The 18,589-nt window shown below is 30.4% G+C and carries 20 protein-coding genes; 7 read left to right on the forward strand and 13 right to left on the reverse strand.

Annotated elements, in window-relative coordinates; all coding sequences use genetic code 11:
• Positions 1-96 precede the first annotated feature (96 nt).
• Together Q0891_RS05580 and Q0891_RS05585 are read right to left on the reverse strand one after the other, a co-directional pair.
• The gene (locus Q0891_RS05580) at positions 97-921 is read right to left on the reverse strand and encodes an ABC transporter permease subunit (protein WP_299099562.1); all 825 of its coding nucleotides are present in this window, start codon (positions 919-921) and stop codon (positions 97-99) included.
• Between the two features lie 106 nt (positions 922-1,027).
• Positions 1,028-1,930, reverse strand: a complete 903-nt coding sequence (locus Q0891_RS05585; RefSeq protein WP_299099564.1) for an ABC transporter ATP-binding protein — start codon at positions 1,928-1,930, stop codon at positions 1,028-1,030.
• Between the two features lie 135 nt (positions 1,931-2,065).
• Here Q0891_RS05585 and Q0891_RS05590 point away from each other — a divergent pair, with 135 nt between their 5' ends.
• On the forward strand, positions 2,066-3,121 hold the full coding sequence (locus Q0891_RS05590) for a hypothetical protein (protein ID WP_299099566.1): 1,056 nt from the start codon (positions 2,066-2,068) through the stop codon (positions 3,119-3,121).
• Between the two features lie 79 nt (positions 3,122-3,200).
• Here Q0891_RS05590 and Q0891_RS05595 read toward each other — a convergent pair whose 3' ends face one another.
• The 6 genes from Q0891_RS05595 to Q0891_RS05620 form a co-directional block, all read right to left on the reverse strand.
• Complete coding sequence (locus Q0891_RS05595; protein ID WP_299099568.1) at positions 3,201-3,719, reverse strand: hypothetical protein; 519 nt, start codon at positions 3,717-3,719, stop codon at positions 3,201-3,203.
• Positions 3,720-3,918: 199 nt separating this feature from the next.
• Positions 3,919-4,935, reverse strand: a complete 1,017-nt coding sequence (locus Q0891_RS05600) for a COX15/CtaA family protein (RefSeq protein ID WP_299099570.1) — start codon at positions 4,933-4,935, stop codon at positions 3,919-3,921.
• Positions 4,932-5,387: a GNAT family N-acetyltransferase gene (locus Q0891_RS05605; protein ID WP_299099572.1), complete on the reverse strand. Its 456-nt coding sequence runs from the start codon at positions 5,385-5,387 to the stop codon at positions 4,932-4,934. Before Q0891_RS05605 ends, Q0891_RS05600 begins: the two co-directional genes overlap by 4 nt.
• 3 nt (positions 5,388-5,390) lie before the next feature.
• Complete coding sequence (locus Q0891_RS05610) at positions 5,391-6,803, reverse strand: HD domain-containing protein (RefSeq protein ID WP_299099573.1); 1,413 nt, start codon at positions 6,801-6,803, stop codon at positions 5,391-5,393.
• A gap of 162 nt (positions 6,804-6,965) precedes the next feature.
• On the reverse strand, positions 6,966-7,664 hold the full coding sequence (locus tag Q0891_RS05615; protein WP_299099575.1) for a sugar phosphate nucleotidyltransferase: 699 nt from the start codon (positions 7,662-7,664) through the stop codon (positions 6,966-6,968).
• Positions 7,665-7,667: 3 nt separating this feature from the next.
• On the reverse strand, positions 7,668-8,864 hold the full coding sequence (locus Q0891_RS05620; RefSeq protein ID WP_299099577.1) for a UDP-N-acetylglucosamine 4,6-dehydratase: 1,197 nt from the start codon (positions 8,862-8,864) through the stop codon (positions 7,668-7,670).
• A 243-nt stretch (positions 8,865-9,107) separates the two neighbouring features.
• Between Q0891_RS05620 and Q0891_RS05625 the strand changes: the two genes are divergently transcribed.
• On the forward strand, positions 9,108-9,872 hold the full coding sequence (locus tag Q0891_RS05625; RefSeq protein ID WP_299099580.1) for a lipopolysaccharide kinase InaA family protein: 765 nt from the start codon (positions 9,108-9,110) through the stop codon (positions 9,870-9,872).
• On the opposite strand, the gene Q0891_RS05630 is transcribed toward Q0891_RS05625, so the two are convergent.
• On the reverse strand, positions 9,873-10,643 hold the full coding sequence (locus tag Q0891_RS05630; protein WP_299099582.1) for a glycosyltransferase family 2 protein: 771 nt from the start codon (positions 10,641-10,643) through the stop codon (positions 9,873-9,875).
• 40 nt (positions 10,644-10,683) lie between these two features.
• Between Q0891_RS05630 and Q0891_RS05635 the strand changes: the two genes are divergently transcribed.
• Positions 10,684-11,508 carry a glycosyltransferase family 2 protein gene (locus Q0891_RS05635; protein WP_299099584.1) on the forward strand — a complete coding sequence of 275 codons (825 nt, stop codon included), beginning with the start codon at positions 10,684-10,686 and terminating at the stop codon, positions 11,506-11,508.
• Here the strand turns inward: Q0891_RS05635 and Q0891_RS05640 are convergent, their stop codons facing one another.
• The 4 genes from Q0891_RS05640 to Q0891_RS05655 all read right to left on the reverse strand — a co-directional run bounded on the left by Q0891_RS05640 (position 11,509) and on the right by Q0891_RS05655 (position 15,423).
• Positions 11,509-12,597, reverse strand: coding sequence for a CDP-glycerol glycerophosphotransferase family protein (locus Q0891_RS05640; RefSeq protein WP_299099586.1), 1,089 nt, complete (start codon positions 12,595-12,597; stop codon positions 11,509-11,511).
• 31 nt (positions 12,598-12,628) lie between these two features.
• On the reverse strand, positions 12,629-13,567 hold the full coding sequence (locus tag Q0891_RS05645; protein ID WP_299099588.1) for a Stealth CR1 domain-containing protein: 939 nt from the start codon (positions 13,565-13,567) through the stop codon (positions 12,629-12,631).
• A gap of 26 nt (positions 13,568-13,593) precedes the next feature.
• Positions 13,594-14,508, reverse strand: coding sequence for an ATP-grasp fold amidoligase family protein (locus Q0891_RS05650; RefSeq protein WP_299099591.1), 915 nt, complete (start codon positions 14,506-14,508; stop codon positions 13,594-13,596).
• A 99-nt stretch (positions 14,509-14,607) separates the two neighbouring features.
• Entirely contained in the window at positions 14,608-15,423 is an 816-nt protein-coding gene (locus tag Q0891_RS05655) for a 2,3,4,5-tetrahydropyridine-2,6-dicarboxylate N-succinyltransferase (RefSeq protein ID WP_299099593.1), read from the reverse strand.
• Positions 15,424-15,887: 464 nt separating this feature from the next.
• On the opposite strand from Q0891_RS05655, the gene ruvX reads away from it, so the two are divergent.
• The 4 genes from ruvX (at position 15,888) to mazG (ending at position 18,350) form a co-directional block, all read left to right on the forward strand.
• Positions 15,888-16,301 (forward strand): Holliday junction resolvase RuvX, encoded by a 414-nt coding sequence (gene ruvX / locus Q0891_RS05660; RefSeq protein WP_299099595.1) that lies wholly within the window; start codon positions 15,888-15,890, stop codon positions 16,299-16,301.
• A 168-nt stretch (positions 16,302-16,469) separates the two neighbouring features.
• Positions 16,470-17,060 (forward strand): peptide deformylase, encoded by a 591-nt coding sequence (gene def, locus Q0891_RS05665; RefSeq protein WP_299099597.1) that lies wholly within the window; start codon positions 16,470-16,472, stop codon positions 17,058-17,060.
• 10 nt (positions 17,061-17,070) lie between these two features.
• Entirely contained in the window at positions 17,071-17,499 is a 429-nt protein-coding gene (locus Q0891_RS05670; RefSeq protein WP_299099599.1) for a DUF5606 domain-containing protein, read from the forward strand.
• A 77-nt stretch (positions 17,500-17,576) separates the two neighbouring features.
• Positions 17,577-18,350, forward strand: coding sequence for a nucleoside triphosphate pyrophosphohydrolase (gene mazG, locus Q0891_RS05675; protein ID WP_299099601.1), 774 nt, complete (start codon positions 17,577-17,579; stop codon positions 18,348-18,350).
• Positions 18,351-18,589: the final 239 nt, after the last annotated feature.

Raw genomic sequence — 18,589 nt, forward strand, 5'->3', positions numbered from 1 at the left:
AATTCAATTAGTATAACGCATACAATATAACAACTAGAACTAATAAACTCCTAATTTTTAACATTGAAACATTGTAATGCAACACTGTTAAAGCTATTACAAATCTCTCTTTTTTAATAATCGATACGATAAAAAGACAAAAATGGCTGTCCAACCTAATACAATAGCAATCTCATACCAATGCACAGCGTAGTCATACATCATGTCCGTTTTTTCAGGGAATTTGGTCATGGCAATGCGCTGAATAGGTTGGTTGATAAGATTCCACATGGATTGCAATGGCATAAAATTATAAATACTATCTGCTATAGAATCTGTTAACTTCCATTTCATTAAGCCATAAGATATACTTTCAGTAATGAATAACAAGAATAAAAATCCTAATGCAAATGCAGAACGTTTTACTAACATGCCTAAAAATAAACACAAGCTAAAGAAACCAACTAGTTTTACAAAATAAGCAAGTAAAAATTCTACTTCTCTAAATACAATGGATGCTTCTGTGTAACTTGAATAGTATAAACCAATAAAGTAAGTCGCTAATCCAATAAGTATGGTTGCGCAAACAGAGAAAAATACAATGGTATAGAATTTAGAAAGGATAAATTCCTTTTTACTTAAGCCATCAATTAAGTTTTGTTTTAGAGTTTTGTTACTGTATTCATTACCAATCATACTGACAACAACAATCGCAAAGAAGAATTTAAATTGGGCAGCAAAAAAGGTTGTTATATGCCAAATAATAGGAAAATTAAAAATCCCAAGTTCACCTAGCTCTAAAGTAAAGAAACCAAAGAAATTAATTTTTATAGACGAAAGTATAAGTACCGTAAATGGTAATATAAATGAAATTATAATTAAAACTTTACTAGCTCTATTTAGCCAAAGTTTTTGTAATTCGAGTTGTATAAGACGTAACATATGGTTTGATTGGTTTATTAGTGGTGGTTTTTAATTATTCTCATTTTAACCTTAACTTATTCTGTGAAACATGCAGTGGTCAATGAGGTGATAAAATAATTATGGGTTAATTTTCTTGACTGTCTGTTAATTGTAAAAATTGCTCTTCTAAACTTTCTTTTCTTTTCACAAGATGAGATAGCAAAATACCTTTATCAAACATTAATTTGTTGAAATCTGAAGCTGACATAGGCTGGTTTAAAAATGCAGTTATTAACTCGCCTTCCTCCTTTACTTTTTCAATATTTGGATGTGCATTTAAAATTGAGACTAATTCTTGGTGTTTTTCAGTTTTTAATTCAAAGAAGCCATGACTATTAATCATTTCGTCTACACGACCAGAATATAATTTTTCTCCTTTTCTTAAAACAACCACATGAGAACATACTTTTTCTACTTCATCTAATAAATGCGATGCCAGTAAAATTGTAGTTCCATCAGCAGCAATATCTTTTATAATTTGACGAATTTGATGTATACCTTGAGGATCTAAACCATTTGTTGGTTCATCTAAAATTAAAATTTCAGGATCATTGAGTAGAGCAGAAGCAATAGCTAAACGTTGCTTCATACCTAAAGAATAAGTTTTAAACTTGTGCGTTTTTCTGTCGAGTAAACCTACAACATCTAATTTTTCGTCAATTTTACTATAATCAACACCTTTAATACGGCAAACTAATTTTAGGTTTTGTTCCGCAGACATATAAGGGTAAAAGTTAGGTCGCTCAATAATGGCTCCAACTTGTTTTAATGCATCGTGTGTTGAAATATTCCCATCAAACCAGTGAAATTCGCCTTGAGTTTTATTGACTACGTTTAATACGATACCTAAAGTGGTTGATTTTCCACTTCCATTAGGTCCTAAAATACCGTATACATTGCCTTTGTTTATTGTAAAACTTAAGTCTTTTACAGCTGTTAAATAGCCAAATTTCTTTGTGAGATTATTAATTGTAAGGATTGGTTCCAAAATGATTGGTTTTAAAATACCTATAATCCTCTGAAATGAGACAAAAAACTATAAGATATTGATTGGTTATGTACGTAAGACGAATGAAGCTTTTATTTGTTACAATATTTTACAGAAAACCCTTAAATTTAGAAAATGAATGAAGATTTAAAAATATCGAAAAAGAAACCATGCTACCCAATTTCTTCTAAACTCGATTCGTATTTAACGCATTATAGAAGAAATATAAATTTGCCAATTTACTACGATGATTTACTGAGGTTTCAAGGTTCTATTGTGGTTTATGATAAAAATGATGAGGATACACTTTGGGTTCGTGTTTATTATAATGATTTTGAACGTGATGAAATTGACTTAAGTCTTAAGCGTGTTTATTCTAGCTTAGTATCTGATGGTAGCGAAGGAATTTTAAAATATTTAAGTGTAGATGCTATTGATTTTTGCACCTTCGGGAATTCAAAGCCCTTTAGAGTAAAAGTGAGAAATATTTTAAATGATAACTATACGTATTTCTATATTAAAACAGCAGATGCATCACGTATTTATGGCTTAGAATTAGAGCATATGCTCTCGCCACACAGTTTAAACTTTTTAGTCTGTAAAGAAACTTTAATAGAAGAACACATAGCGGGAATTCCAGGAGATGAATTTATAAAAAACATGTTGCCAGATTGTAGTTCTTCAGAGAAATCTCAGATAGCAAAAGAATTCGTAAAATTTAATGAACGTTGTATGATTAGGCTATTGGGAGATATGCGTTCTTACAATTATGTCTTTGTACCTATTCATGATTTTGATCAAGTTGTCTTCAGAATTAGAGCTATAGATTTTGATCAGCAATCTTATGAAGGAAATTTAAAAATATACAGACCACAGTTCTTTAAAGAGAATTTTAAAATGGTAGAATTGGTAAAAGAAAAGATTCAAAAAGAATCAGTAGACCAATATAAAATTGAAGAACGTTCTATTGTGGCAAAACGAATGATTAGTTATAAAAACCGATTAAGGCGATTGCTAGATTGTATGGAGAATGATGAAATTTCAATTGAAAAGCATATCGATATGATTAAAGGACAGATCTTTAATTATACTCACGATGTCAATTTTAAAAGAAGTAAGAATATGGGAGAAATTCTAAAACACGCTCTCGATTTTGTAAAACGAAATTATGAAGGTGTTGGTTTACGTTAAGTTAGATACAAAAAAAAAAGTATGCCTCAAATATCTATCTGAGGCATACTTTTTATTTTTATAAATGATAAGTAATTGACTAGTTCCAATTTTCATCAAAATTTAGATTGTCATAGTCATCCATATCTATATCGTCTTCAAAATCACCGTAAATATCATCGTCTTCTTCGGCTTCAAAAGTTTTTTCTGGAGCTTCATCTGGTATTTGTCCATGCACGTACATTAGGTTAGGATAATCAGTTCCTTCTGCCTCCTCAACAATTTCACCTAATTCTACATAAAATGTCCACATATTCATAAAATCGTATAAGTAGATTAAGCGTGTAGATGCTTCGTGAATCATGTCTTTAATGATAGTAGTACTCATCATTTTTACTTCATTGCCGGCTTCACTCATATCCATCATAGATATTTCTTCGCCTTGATTCCACTCTTCATCACTCATATAAAAAGAAGCCATTTCCATACCATCAAACCCAAAAGATTGTGTAATTACATTATGCAAATCTTCCATAGTGTCAGTTTCACGAATCTCAATATCGCGAAACACATCATCTTCGGTATCATTATCTAGGATAATTCTAAATCTGTAAATCATTGTTGAAAAATTATTTTGCAAAGATAGGGTTTCCTATTTCTAAATAGCAAGAACTAAATCCCAAATTCTATTGCAGCTTTGTTAAAAATATAAGACACTTATTTTGTGAATTGTCACTAACAATTTAAGCTTTTTTTAGAATTGATTTATTGCAGTTAAAGTGGTTCAACTATTTAGTTTTGTATAACTTGAAAAATATTTATTTACTAAAACGATGTAAAGTAAATATCATAGCACTTAACAAAATGAATGCACCAACCTGATGTAAAACACCTAGCCAAACTGGTACAGCCAAAATAAGAGTTAAAACACCTAAAGAAAATTGAATACCAACCATAATTAAAAGTGCATTCATTCCTCTTTTTTGGTTTGGTGTTGTTGCGATTCTGTTTCCTTTATACCAAATTACAAGTATTAAAATTGCTACAATATAGGCCAAGGTTCTATGTACAAATTGAACACCACTTTTACCTTCAAAAAAGTTGAGGTACGTTGGGTTTTGTTCTATAAAAACGGTTTCGTGTATCCATTTGCCTTCATTCATTAATGGCCAATGATTATGAATCCATCCTGCATCTAAACCAGCAACAAAAGCTCCGTATATAATTTGAATAACTAGTACAACTAAACTAATTCTTATAAAATTTCGTAGTTTTCTATCAATGATTTTTTTATCAGGAAATATTAAATCTAAAGCGACCCAAAATGTATAAGCAAAGGTTAAAAATGCTGTGGTTAAATGCGCTGCTAATCTATAATGACTAACGTCTGGTCTATCTACCAAACCAGATTTTACCATGTACCAACCCAAAAAGCCTTGAAACCCTCCCATTATTAAAAGAATTGTAGCTTTTTTTACCGTTGATTTAGAAAGGCGTTTTTTAATTAAGAAATATACAAACGGAATAAAGAAGACCAAGCCAATAAAACGACCAATCACTCTGTGAATCCATTCCCAGAAATAGATATCTTTAAATTCTTCAATTGTGAAATGATTATTAAGTTTCTGATATTCTGGATATTGTTTATAAAGCTCAAAGGCTTCATTCCATTCTACCTCATTCATTGGAGGAATAGTACCAGAAATTAATTTATAGTTAGAAATAGATAATCCTGAATGTGTTAACCTAGTGATGCCTCCAACAACAACCATAACGAAGATTAAAATGCAACCTGTGAGTAGCCAATAGATGACAGCCTTGTTCTCTTTTTTCATCTTTTTATTTTTTTCTCAAAGCACAAACTATTTTCAACACCTTTATATTGACCATAGTTTGCGATAATTTGATAATCATTTTTTTTATAAAACTGAATTGCTTCTTTTTGACGCACTCCTGTTTCTAGTATGCATGAAGAATAATTTAATTCATTAGCCCAGCATTCTAATTCAGTTAAAACTCTAGTAGCAATGGCTTTTTCTCTTGTTTTAATAGTTGTAAACATTCGTTTAACTTCAACACTATTATCATTAAAATGTTTAAAAGCACCACATCCAGAAGGTTTTCCGTCTAAGTAGGCAATAACAACATGATTTAGTGATTTTATAGAATTAAACTGATTATAAAATTCATGCTCATCGCCATCGGTAATTTTTAAATACGCATCAAGTTGCTTAACTAAAAATTTAAAGTCATTGTCTTCTGAATTTGATCTAACAAATTTTATCATCTTTTAAGATGTTTCAAGTCCTAATTGTTTTCCTTTTTTCAACATTAAATCAAAAGCAGCTTCATGATCGTTAGGAATTTCGCCTTCCAGAATAGCTTCTTTTATCGCTTCTTTAATTAATCCTATTTCTCTTGAAGGTTTTAAGTTGAATGTTTTCATAATTTCTTCACCTGTAACTGGTGGTTGAAAATTACGTACCTGATCTCGTTCTTCTACTTCAACAATTTTATCTCTAACCTTCTGAAAATTATTATGATATTTTTTGAATTTTTTTGGATTCTTAGTTGTGATATCTGCTTCACAAAGTGTCATTAAATCTTCTACATAATCGCCAGCATCAAAAACCAAACGTCTTACAGCGGAATCTGTAACATCTGATGCTAAAACAATTGGTCTAGAACTCATAAACACCATTTTCTGAACAAATTTCATCTTGTCATTTAATGGCATTTTTAAACGCTTAAATAATTTGTAAACCATTTTAGAGCCTACAAATTCATGCGCATGAAACGTCCAACCCACTTTTTTATGAAACTTTTTAGTTGGTGCTTTTCCTATATCATGTAATAAAGCTGCCCACCGCAACCATAGGTTGTCCGTAGTTTTTGCGATATTATCTACAACTTCTAAAGTGTGATAGAAATTGTCTTTGTGTCTTTGACCTTCAATCTCGTCAATACCTTTTAAAGCTGTTAATTCTGGAAGAATATATTTTAAAAGGCCTGTTTTTTCTAAATGAATAAAACCAATAGAAGGTGTTTTACTTTCAAGAATTTTATGGAGTTCAACTACAATACGTTCTTTAGTAATAATCTTAATACGCTCCTTATTATCAGAGATGGCTTTAAGCGAAGCATCTTCAATTTTAAAATTTAATTGGGTTGCAAATCTTATGGCACGCATCATTCTTAGCGGATCATCACTATATGTAATATTTGCATCTAAAGGTGTGCGAATTATGCCTTTGTCTAAATCGTTAAGACCATTAAAAGGGTCTAATAACTCACCAAAATTGTTTTCATTTAAACTTAGTGCTAAAGCGTTAATAGTAAAGTCTCTTCGGTTTTGATCGTCAGCTAGTGTTCCGTTTTCAACAATAGGATTCCTGCTATCTTCATTATAACTCTCCTTACGTGCACCAACAAATTCTATTTCAATATCATCGTAACGTAACATTGCTGTTCCGTAGGTTTTAAAAACCTGAACTTTAGGTTGGTTAGGTAAGTTTTTAGCCACTTGTTTAGCTAATTCAATTCCGCTACCAACAGCAACCACATCGATGTCTTTAGCATCGCCACGTTCTAGTAAATAATCGCGCACAAAACCACCAATGACGTAACTATCTACTTGTAATTCTTCAGCAGATTGTGTGATGTATTTAAAAATATTGTGTTTTAAAGCTTGTTTATGGTTCATATGATAATTGAATCAACAGAAGTTCTTCAAATTAATTGAAAAAAATACCGTTTTTTTAGCTGTGCAAAGATACGACACAAGGCTAATCTTTTAAAATGAAAACTGAGCTTTTTAAAACATTAGGAGTATAAAAGATTTAAAATTAGATATAACTTAAAGTCTCTAAAATTTAATATGTTTTACAGCTTCTTGGGCTTTCTTGTAATCTTCATGCTGACCAATATCTAACCAATATTCTCTAATTGGATAGCTTATAATTTTCTTGCCGTCATCAATTAAAGCATTTATTAAATCTGTAGCATTAAAAAAGGAGTCTTGAGGAATGTATTTTAAACATGCTTTTTTAAACATGTATATTCCCGCATTTAAATTATAAGCAATTGAATGTTTCTCCTTTAGGCGAGTAACTTTTCCTTTTTCCTTTTCAACGATATCATGTGGAAGGCTAATTTGAAATGGCACAGTGGCAATTGAAGCATCTGCCTCATTCAATAGAAAATTATTTACCAATTGTTCTACGTTTAAATTAGTAAGTAGATCGGCATTCATTACTAATATATTATCTGTTTTATAAGCATCAAATAGTTTTAACGCACCTATTGTACCTAAAGGTTTCTCCTCTTTAATAAAATTAATTTCAATTTTACTATTGTCCTTAAAATATGAAATTACAGTATCGCAAAGATGATGTACAGATATGTTAATTGATTGAACACCATAAGACAGAAGCAAATCTATATTGTATTCAATAATTGATTTATTACCAACTTTTAAAAGTGCTTTAGGTGTATGTTCCGTCAATGGTTTTAAACGGTTTCCTTTTCCACCAGCCATTATTACAACATCAATTTTATTATGCATTCATTACATTTTATGATCTAAATATGTTTCCGTTTCAAGGTGGTTAAAGTTCGGTAATAAATTATGAATTATACGACTTAAATCGGTCTTATTCCAAGACTTTTTTTCTCTCAGTTGGTTTATAGAATGCGCAAATTCTTTGAGGTTTTTATCATTATTACCTAATGCTTGATTTTTTATAATGCCAATGGATTTAAATCGGTTATTTTCTACGGTTTCTGTAGTAGTAAAAAAAGCTTCCATTTCTTTTTCTCCAGTAGTATTAGTAGTTGTGAATAGGCAAGGCCATTTACCTTGTTTAGGTAAGGTTTTAGCCAATTTTCTGGCTTCTTCTTCAGTTGAACATAAATATGGTTTGTAACCTTGTGACTCAATAAAATTTACAGCAATCTCATCAAAACGAACAGGTTTTAGTGTTTCGCTTAATTTTGGAATCAATATTTCATTATTTCTGCCGAAAATGCAAGCTATTAAGCAAAGTTGACCTGATTCTTCTGGTGTTATAAAATAACGCTGAATATCATTAGGTGCTACAATGGGTTGCTGTTTTGTAATACGCTGTTCAAAACTGTGTAGTAATGACCCATCGGAAAATGCAACATTTGCAAAACGAGCAGAAGAAATACTTATGTCTTTACTTTTTTGCGACAAAAATAATTCCATAATACGTTTAGAAGCTCCCATCATATTTACAGGATCAGTAGCTTTATCTGTAGAAACACAAAAGTATTTGTTGACACCTTTATCTATTGATTGTTGAATGGTTTTTTCCGTATTGAAAATATTAACATCTAACATTCGCATAAGTGTGAAGGGATCTTCTTCATTTCTAACGTGTTTTAGTGCAGATAAATTGAGTACATAGTCGTAATTTCCATCTGACTCAATAAATGCGTCATAAGGAACGGAACCAATGTCTAAAGCAAATGTTTTAAAATCGCCATTGATGTAACCGAGAGAACTTCTAATATCTCTAACTAATTCTACTAGGTTATTTTCACTTAGATCTACCACGTGCAGCTTAAGCGGATTTCGTTTAAATATTTCTTTTGTAACCGCTTGACCAATAGTTCCTGCACCTCCTAGAATTAGAAACTTTGATTTTGTAACAATTGCTTTTAATTCATCATTAAGAACTTTTAAGTCATCATTAAATAACTCGTTTTTTCTTCCTATAAGATTTAGAATTGTATTGGTCAAGATTTAATTTTAGGTTATTGATTGAGAATAAAGTGTTGAATTACGGATTGTATTATTTCAACACTTAGCTATGTAAATATAAGGTATAGTATTTATGATAAAAAATGAGATGAACTAAAAAAACCAATTGCGCTTAAAATATTTAAAAGTTGTAGATTTGTTTTCTATTACAATGGTTTATTCAAAATTTTAAAAGCATAAGTATTAAACCTAATTTTATATAATTATTTCAAATCAATATAATTGAAACAGACTAAAAGCATACATTATAAGTTTACTCAGCACGAGACGTTTTTAGATGATATTATAAATAATTACGAAAGTAAAGGCGAAGATTTTGGTAACCAGAAAAGGAACTCCTTAAAGCTTTTTAAACTTGAAGGTAAGCGGCTTAACGTAAAGTCGTTTAAAATACCAAATATGGTTAACCAAATTGCTTATGGTTTTCTAAGAAGGAGTAAAGCACAGCGGTCCTTTGAGTATGCACAGAAGCTACAATCTTTAGATATTGGTACGCCTCAGCCTGTAGCTTATTATCAATTTTCAAAATCGTTTTTATTTAAAAAGAGTTATTATATTTCTGAACATCAAGATTATGATCTAACTTACAGAGAACTTACTCATGATTTTAATTACCCAGATTACGATGCTGTTTTAAGAGCTTTTACCAGATTTACTTATAAAATGCATATTAAAGGCATTAAATTCTTAGATCATTCTCCTGGAAATACTTTGATTAAAAAAAGTGAAAATGGATATGATTTTTATTTGGTAGATCTTAACCGGATGGAATTTAAGCAAATGGGTTTTGAAGAACGCATAAAAAATTTCGATCGCTTAACAATCCATAAATCTATGGTAGAGATAATGAGCGATGAATATGCTAAGGTTTCTGGTGAAGATTATGAAACAATTGTTCGTTTAATGTGGCAATTTACGGAAGAGTTTCAAGCTAAGCATCACAAAAAGCAGCGTATGAAAAAACGATTGAAATTTTGGAAAAAGTAACTAACTATTTTCTTTATCCTTTTTTTGTAAATCACGTAATTTTAGATATTTCAAATATGTAATTCTACCTGTTTCTTTACAGATTATAAATCCATTTTTACCATCCAATATACCAAGTCTTATTACATAAGATTTAAAAAATGCCCAAGATGGATTCCAGATTAAATTCCAAATTGAAGCTCTCTTGCCAGAGCTATAATAAGCTTTGGCAGCAATAGTAGAAAAGTAGTCTGTTTTCTCACTAAATTCCAGATAACTTTGATAGGTAAGGTGTAGAATATCACCTTTTAGATGTCCTATATTTGATGATGTGTTATGAAGTTGAACGTTATCATGAGGATTAATTCCTTTCCATTCGGCTTTTCTTCTATCAAAAACACGTAATTTTTTGTTAGGATACCAATCTGAATGTTTAATCCATTGGCCACAAAAATTGTTGAAACGGTTTGCGTAGTAACCATCAAATGTCCAATTAGATTTTAAATCTAATATGGATTCTTGAAGTATTTTAGATAAAGATTCATCACCATCTAAAGAGACAATATGATTATAGCTCGCTTGGGATAATGCAAAATTTTTCTGCTCTATGTAACCTAAGAAATTTTGTTCTACAAACTTTACATTGTAACGTTTACAAATGGCTTTAGTGTTATCAGTAGAAAAAGAATCTACTACTACAATTTCATCTACAACATTTTCTAAAGATTGTAAGCATTTTTCAATATTACGTTCTTCATTAAAGGTTATAATAACTCCAGATAGTTTTAACATTGTAGTAATTTCTCTGCTGTAAAAATAGTATTTTTACGTTATGCAATCTAATCTAAAGGCTTCTGTAATTATAAGTACTTATAACCAACCTGAGTGGTTAAGATTGGTGTTGCATAGTTATAGCCTTCAAACTATAATAAATTTTGAAATTATCGTAGCAGATGATGGTTCTGATGAGCGTACAAAATCAGTTATAGATGAGTTTTCTGCCAATACAGAACTAAATGTTATCCATGTTTGGCAAGAAGATGATGGGTTTAGGAAAACTAAAATTTTGAATAAAGCCATAATGGCTTCAAATTCTCATTACTTAATTTTTACAGATGGAGATTGCATTGCTCGTAAAGATTTTGTGGCTACACATCTTAATTTACGTCGAAAGACATATGCACTTTCAGGAGGTTATTTTAAGTTAAATGCATCTATTTCAAAGGCTATAACAGCTAAAGATATTACTCAACAAAATTGTTTTGATGACGATTGGCTAATATCAAAAGGTCAATCTAAAACTTTCAAATTAAATAAACTCACCAAATCAAAAATTAAAGCTAAACTTCTAAATAAGCTAACACCAACAAAAGCTACTTTTGATGGAATGAATGTGTCTTGCTACAAAGCTGATATTTTAGCCGTTAATGGTTTTGACGAACGTATGCAATATGGTGCAGAAGATAGGGAAGTAGGAGAACGCATGATGAATAATGGAATTAAGTTTCTGCAAGTACGTTACAGTACTATTTGCGTCCATTTATTTCATGAAAGGCCTTACAAAAATGAAGCAGCTATGGTATTAAATAATAAGATAAGAAAAAGTACAAAGCAAAATAAATCTCGATTTACTGACTTCGGAATTACCAAAAAATAACTATTCAGGTTGAATAGTGTAAGGTTTATTATAGCTTTTAAGAGTAAAATATCTTAAACGCTTTCTTATTTTATATTTTCTAATCAAATTAAGAGGTTTGTTTTTTAGTTGCGACTTATCTTCGTGTAAATAAGTAATAGAGGCATCAATTACTCGTTTACTAGATTTACCATCAAAATAAGGATGTAATTGATTGATAAAAGGTTCTATTTTTTCAATTAAAGCTTCGGGATAACTTAAAGCATAATTAAAGTTTTCTTCAATTTTACTAGCGTCATTTACATGTATTAAATAATCATGATTAAATGTGTGCTTATAACTAACAACAGGTTTTTTTTGTAACAAAAACTCTTGAATGGCAGATGTTGTATCTGCAAATAAAATATCAGAATTTTGAAATATTGGAATTAGATTAGTTGTATCATAATACGTGAAATTTTCATTTTCTAGTGATTTCCATTTGTCTACAATGTCCTTAGGGATTTTAGGATGTAACACCATTGCAAATGAATATTTTCCTGTTTTTGTTAAACGCTTAACTTCGTTGAAAACGGAATCGTCAAAAGCTAAACTAAGTCTTTCGGTAAACGTTGAAGCTATTAAGATTTGTGGCTTATCGGTTGATTTGGATTTTTTAATAGGAAAGAGCGGGTCAACCTTACTCCAGCCTGTTTCAATAATTTTAAAATGTTTATACTTACGTTCAAGTTGTTTAAAAATAGACGTTGTACTTGGTCCTTGTGTACAATATAAATCGAAGAATCCTCTAATTCTGAATTCACTAAAGATATGTTTTTTTGAAGGTCTTTTTTGTGCTAAAAAACCATGAAATATCTGAACTTTTAATCCTGAAATAAAATCGGGTACGTCATTAGTGGCCGTTAAAACAATGTCTGGTTTATAATTAACTACATCTTGTATTGTGCTTAAAACATTGGTGTTACCTTCTGTTTCTAATGCCACTTTACCTTCATTGAGATCGCTAAACCACATAATTGAATGTCCTCTTTTCAAAATTTCTTTTTCTAAAGGTGCACCTATAGGAAGAGCGTAACTGTAAGAAATGTATATTAAAAATTTATAAGTCATACCAATACGTAATTTTGTAATAAACCTAAGTTTATGAGGTTCTGTTTTCTAACCAACCTATTATGTAATCTAAAATATGTTGAGGACTGCGATCTAAACTTTGAAGTCCTAAAAATAATTTCCCCTTAATTTTAGTGTTTAATTTATACTTATACCAATACAGCGATTTTTTGTAAGATCTAAAATACATCAATTGCAGATCGCTTTTAAAATAACAAGTTTTGTTTTTTATTTCAAGATGATTTGCTAATCCTTGAGGTGTAAACTGACTTGGTTTTCTAAAACGATGTTTTATATTTTCTCTAAACACATTTTCATTCGCTTCAAAATAACTCTGAAACGTTGATTTTCTCATTGGATGAGGTGTATGCTTAAAGTTATAGTATTTATTAAAACCAGCTAATTTTGCAGCATTCTGCTGAATTGATTTATGGCCAACTCTAGGCTTTTTAAATTTCTTATAAAATATATCGTTATCAAATTTTAACCATTTACCTCTTAAAATTGGCCAACCATTTTTAAAGAAATCAGTTGGCTTAGTTTCATTAATTAAGAAGAAATCATCATTAAAATAAATAAAATGTTCTGCTAAATTAGGAATTCGATATAGACAGGTTTCTATTGGTCTACAATTAAAAGTAGGCAAGTATTCTTCATAGCCTTTAAAGATTATCTTGTGATCTACAATAGATACATTACTGTAATCCTTATTGTGGTTTTTTAAAAATTCTGGAGTCTGGTTATCTGTAACAATATAAATATTATTAATATACGATGCGTATTTTAATATAGAATCAATAGTGAATTTAATTTCATTTACTTGATCATAGCGTGTTCTAAATTTTTCAGAATTAATTTTAGTTTTATCTTCTAAAAAAGGAAGCATTTTAGTCCTATGATCTATGTCATTGCCATCAACCCAAAGAATTACTGCGTCTATTGGGTTATTTTGAATGTTATCAGTCGTCATATTAATATTCCTTTAGTTTTAGAAAATTAATTCAATGTTGTTATTGCATTCTTTGCCGAGTCTAATTTAGGAAGCACAAAATAATCTCCAATAATTTGGTTATAGGCTTCAGGATAAAAAGCTTTTCTCGCGTCAGATGGATAAAAGGTCATTTCTCCAAATATGGTTTTTCCGTTAACAGAATAAAAATCTACACGTACAAAAGGTAATTTATCGGCCAATGCTTCAGTGCACTTTATCATTTCTTCTAGATTAATAGGTTTTTCTATTTCTGAAGAAATACTCTTATAATTTAAGCTTTTTCCAAAAGGTAATAAACTAAATTCTAAATCAAAACAACCTTGCTTATGGTTGTCTTCTCTATCTATATGAACGTCAATAAATTTTGCCTTTCCATTAAAACAATAAAATTTATAATCTACGAGAGAATTTTTATCGTCTTCTTTTAAAAATTTTTCAACTATTATTCTTGGTGCTACGTCTTTGTAAGCCCATTCTTGTCCCATTCTATAATACTGATTCTTTCCGAGCCATTTCGTCATCTTTTTTTGGGCTTTAGAAATATCTAGATTTTCTTTATCTGTGACAATAAGATTATGACTGCTTGTATGTGTAGCTTTTATTACAAATTTATTAGGCAATTCGTCAAAAGGAATACTTTCGGCATTATTATAAACACCAAAAACTTCATTAAGATATTGCTTACCTATTTTAGCTTCAACATAAGATCTTACAGCATATTTGTCCACCAATTGATTTAAAATTTTAGGACGATAGAATACTTTGTACCATTCAATTTTAGCATTAAAATCCCTTGGGTCGTTTAAGTCTAATTTTTTACCTGAAAAGTACTCGTAATGATAACGTACATACATTTTTGAAGGCAAAAAACGCATTTTTCTTAAATGCCTGCAGAAAAAACGACGTACTTTATTTATCATTTATATCAGTATTTTTAATGAATATATAGAAATTAGTGCGCTTCAATTTTTGCAAGACTTAATAATATTAGTCTGTTAAATTAAACACTAAGGCTGTTATTAAACAGCGACATCATACTCACGTAAAGCATCATTTAATGATGTCTTCTTATTTGTACTTTCTTTACGCTTACCAATAATTAATGCACATGGTACTTGAAATTCACCAGCAGCAAACTTTTTAGTATAGCTTCCAGGAATAACAACAGAACGTGCTGGCACAACACCTTTAGTTTCCACAGGCTCGTCTCCAGTGACATCTATAATTTTTGTGCTCATAGTAAGAACTACGTTGGCACCTAAAACAGCTTCTTTTTCAACGCGTACACCTTCAACTACAATACAGCGAGAACCAATAAAAGCACCATCTTCTATAATTACAGGCGCAGCTTGTAATGGTTCTAAAACACCACCAATACCAACTCCTCCAGAAAGATGAACATTTTTACCAATCTGTGCACAACTACCAACAGTTGCCCAAGTATCTACCATAGTGCCTTCATCTACGTAAGCACCAATGTTTACATAACTAGGCATTAAAATAGTACCTGCAGAAATATATGCACCATGTCTTGCTACCGCATTTGGTACAACTCTAATTCCGCGTTCAGCAAAGTTTTTCTTTAATGGAATCTTATCATGATATTCAAAAATACCAGCTTCTAAAGTTTCCATTTGTTGAATAGGGAAATATAATACAACCGCTTTCTTTACCCATTCATTTACTTGCCAACTATCTTCAACAGGTTCTGCAACTCGCAAGGTACCAGCATCTAATAGGTCAATTACGTTTCTAATAGCACTAATAGTAACTTCATTTTTTAATAATGAACGATCGTTCCAAGCATCTTCTATAACAGATTGTAGTTGTGTCATTTGTGTATTTATTATTTGTTTATGAAGATATGCGTTTTGTAAGATTCAATAAACATTACAATGAGCATACGAGTTTCATAATAAGGGTTTAATTAATTTTCAAGCCCAAATATAAGTCCATAAGTGACCATCAAAAAATAATTTAAAATTTATTTAGTATAAATGTGACTTTTTAAAAAAGGTAGTGTCTTAAAAGTAGTTAAACGGAAGATAAATTATTTCTGATAACTTATCTGAGAATTTAATTAATAGCTAATTTCGAAAACCCCTTTCCCCTTTTTAAGGGGTTTTCTTTTTTTATAGAATTAAATTTTGTGACCTATTTAAAATAATGGTGTCTTATAAGTGATTGAGTGATTATCATAATCATGGTTTGTTAGATTGGTTATCTACAAAACGCTTCTTACTTGTAAGGAGCGTTTTTCATTTTCTATTTAAATTTATAAATGCATTACCTTTGTTTTATGGGAAGAATTTTAGCCATAGATTATGGTACCAAACGCACAGGTTTAGCTGTAACCGATGAAATGCAAATTATAGCATCTGGTTTAACAACTGTTGAAACTAAAACGTTGCTTCAGTATTTAAAAGATTATACCTCTATAGAAATGGTTGAAAGAATAGTTGTTGGTTTACCAAAACAAATGGATAATACAGCTTCAGAAAGCGAAGTGTATATTCAAAAGTTTTTAGTGCAACTATCTAAAGCACTTCCCGAAATTCCGGTTGCTCGAGTAGATGAAAGATTTACTTCTAAAATGGCATTTCAGACTATGATTGATAGTGGATTAAAGAAAAAACAACGAAAAAATAAAGCGCTCGTTGATGAGATTAGCGCAACTTTAATTTTACAGAGTTACCTATCTAGTGTACAGTAAACAATTATAAATTGTTACACTACCTTGAAATGAGACGGATTAAACAAAATTATTTAAATAAAAAAAAGACTTAGCGTTTTGGTAAGATAATTTAATAGAATTTAGTCCTTATATATAGGAATATAGTTTTTGAAAATTAATACTTTTGCAATCGAAAATAAATGAATTATGATTTTACCAATCGTTGCGTATGGTGACGCAGTTTTAAAGAAAAAAGCAATAGCCATTGATAAGGATTACCCAAAACTAAACGAACTAATTGATAATATGTACGAAACGATGTATGGTGCATATGGTGTTGGTTTAGCCGCTCCGCAAATAGGGTTAGCAATAAGAATGTTTATGGTTGATACGAGTCCTTTTGCAGAAGATGAGAGTTTTTCTGAAGAAGAACAAGAGAAGCTTAAAAATTTTAAAAAAACATTTATTAATGCTCAAATACTTGAAGAAGTAGGTGAAGAATGGGCTTTTAATGAAGGCTGTTTAAGTATACCAGATGTAAGAGAAGATGTCTTTAGACGACCAACGATAAAAATAGAATATCAAGATGAAAATTTTGAGACTCACGTTGAAGAGTACGATGGTTTAATTGCTAGAGTGATTCAGCATGAATACGATCATATTGAAGGCGTGTTGTTTACAGACAAATTATCATCATTTAAAAAGCGTTTATTAAAAGGACGCTTAACCAATATTGCAAAAGGAAAGATTAAAATTGATTACAGAATGCGTTTTCCTCTAATGAGTAAAAAACGCTAATACATAATATATGAGTTTAGATAAAATTTTATCAATTTCTGGAAAACCAGGATTATATCAAATCGTTACACAAACTAGAACTGGTGCAGTAGTAGAGTCGCTAATAGATAAAAAACGAATCACTGTTGGTGCACACAGTAACATTAGTATTTTAAGTGAAATTGCTATTTATACTTTAGCTGAAGAAGTGCCTTTAAGAGATGTGCTTAAAAAAGTAAAGGAAAAAGAAGGCGGGAAACCAACATCTATAAGTCACAAAGATGGAAAAGATACATTAGAAGAATTTTTCTTCGAAGTATTACCAGATTATGATGAAGATAGAGTTTACCCTTCTGATATAAAGAAGGTGGTACAATGGTATAATTTACTTCAGAAAAACGATCTATTAGGTTCACTTGAAGAATCTAAAGAAGATAAAGATACTTCTGAGGAAGAATAAATAAATATCAGTTAGAGTAATTCTTATTCTAAGGTAATTTGAATAAGTATTGTTTCTAGAACAACTTACACTAATTAATGTCTGATAAAACGGTACAATTAAAAGCCTTTGAGCGTTTGTTAATTATCATGGATGAGTTGCGCGAGCAATGTCCTTGGGATAAAAAACAGACCATGGAATCTTTACGTCATCTCACTATTGAAGAAGTCTACGAGTTAGGTGATGCTATCTTAGATAATGATTTAGAAGAGGTAAAAAAAGAATTAGGTGATGTACTCCTTCATATTGTATTTTACTCTAAAATAGGTAGTGAAACTAATAATTTTGATATCGCAGATGTGTGTAATAGTATTTGTGATAAGTTAGTAGATCGTCATCCTCATATCTATGGAGATGTTGTTGTGGAAGATGAAGAAGAGGTAAAGCGAAACTGGGAACAACTAAAGCTAAAAGAAGGTAAGAAAAGTGTTCTAGAAGGTGTCCCAAAAAGTTTGCCAGCAGTTGTAAAAGCAAGTCGTATACAAGATAAAGTTGCTGGTGTAGGATTCGATTGGGAAAACCCAGAACAAGTTTTTGAAAAAGTAGAGGAGGAGTTAGCAGAATTAAAAGCTGAAATTTTAAAAGGAGACCAAGATGCTATTGAAAGCGAGTTTGGTGATGTGATGTTCTCTATGATTAATTACGCACGTTTTCTTAAAGTGAATCCCGAAAATGCCTTAGAACGTACCAATAAAAAATTCATTAAACGCTTTCAATATCTTGAAGGTAAAGCTAAAGATTTAAACAAATCTCTGAAAGACATGACACTTTCTGAGATGGATGTGTTTTGGGAAGAGGCGAAATCACTATAATTATTTGTAACTAGTAAGAATCTTCTACATAAAATCCGGTGGTTGCATTTTAAGTTAGGCTCTTTTTGAAAAAATAATACGTGAATTTATTTGTTTTTATTATCTGATATACAGCTTTTTATGCGTTTTAGAGTTTAATCAGTTTTATTTATTTCTTAAAAAGGGCACAGCAAAACATCCAAAACTAGATTTTCTGCGTAAATAATGTATATAAAAGCTAATGCTTTTATTTCTTAGTA

The organism is uncultured Winogradskyella sp. (assembly GCF_947498005.1).
In the GTDB taxonomy this organism is placed as follows: domain Bacteria; phylum Bacteroidota; class Bacteroidia; order Flavobacteriales; family Flavobacteriaceae; genus Winogradskyella.

Coding starts and splice junctions, on each gene's coding strand:
- Q0891_RS05580 (WP_299099562.1), bottom strand. CDS start 921: ATGTTACGTCTTATACAACTCGAATTACAAAAACTTTGGCTAAATAGA.
- Q0891_RS05590 (WP_299099566.1), top strand. CDS start 2,066: ATGAATGAAGATTTAAAAATATCGAAAAAGAAACCATGCTACCCAATT.
- Q0891_RS05595 (WP_299099568.1), bottom strand. CDS start 3,719: ATGATTTACAGATTTAGAATTATCCTAGATAATGATACCGAAGATGAT.
- Q0891_RS05600 (WP_299099570.1), bottom strand. CDS start 4,935: ATGAAAAAAGAGAACAAGGCTGTCATCTATTGGCTACTCACAGGTTGC.
- Q0891_RS05605 (WP_299099572.1), bottom strand. CDS start 5,387: ATGATAAAATTTGTTAGATCAAATTCAGAAGACAATGACTTTAAATTT.
- Q0891_RS05610 (WP_299099573.1), bottom strand. CDS start 6,803: ATGAACCATAAACAAGCTTTAAAACACAATATTTTTAAATACATCACA.
- Q0891_RS05615 (WP_299099575.1), bottom strand. CDS start 7,664: ATGCATAATAAAATTGATGTTGTAATAATGGCTGGTGGAAAAGGAAAC.
- Q0891_RS05630 (WP_299099582.1), bottom strand. CDS start 10,643: ATGTTAAAACTATCTGGAGTTATTATAACCTTTAATGAAGAACGTAAT.
- Q0891_RS05635 (WP_299099584.1), top strand. CDS start 10,684: ATGCAATCTAATCTAAAGGCTTCTGTAATTATAAGTACTTATAACCAA.
- Q0891_RS05640 (WP_299099586.1), bottom strand. CDS start 12,597: ATGACTTATAAATTTTTAATATACATTTCTTACAGTTACGCTCTTCCT.
- Q0891_RS05645 (WP_299099588.1), bottom strand. CDS start 13,567: ATGACGACTGATAACATTCAAAATAACCCAATAGACGCAGTAATTCTT.
- Q0891_RS05650 (WP_299099591.1), bottom strand. CDS start 14,508: ATGATAAATAAAGTACGTCGTTTTTTCTGCAGGCATTTAAGAAAAATG.
- Q0891_RS05655 (WP_299099593.1), bottom strand. CDS start 15,423: ATGACACAACTACAATCTGTTATAGAAGATGCTTGGAACGATCGTTCA.
- ruvX (WP_299099595.1), top strand. CDS start 15,888: ATGGGAAGAATTTTAGCCATAGATTATGGTACCAAACGCACAGGTTTA.
- def (WP_299099597.1), top strand. CDS start 16,470: ATGATTTTACCAATCGTTGCGTATGGTGACGCAGTTTTAAAGAAAAAA.
- Q0891_RS05670 (WP_299099599.1), top strand. CDS start 17,071: ATGAGTTTAGATAAAATTTTATCAATTTCTGGAAAACCAGGATTATAT.
- mazG (WP_299099601.1), top strand. CDS start 17,577: ATGTCTGATAAAACGGTACAATTAAAAGCCTTTGAGCGTTTGTTAATT.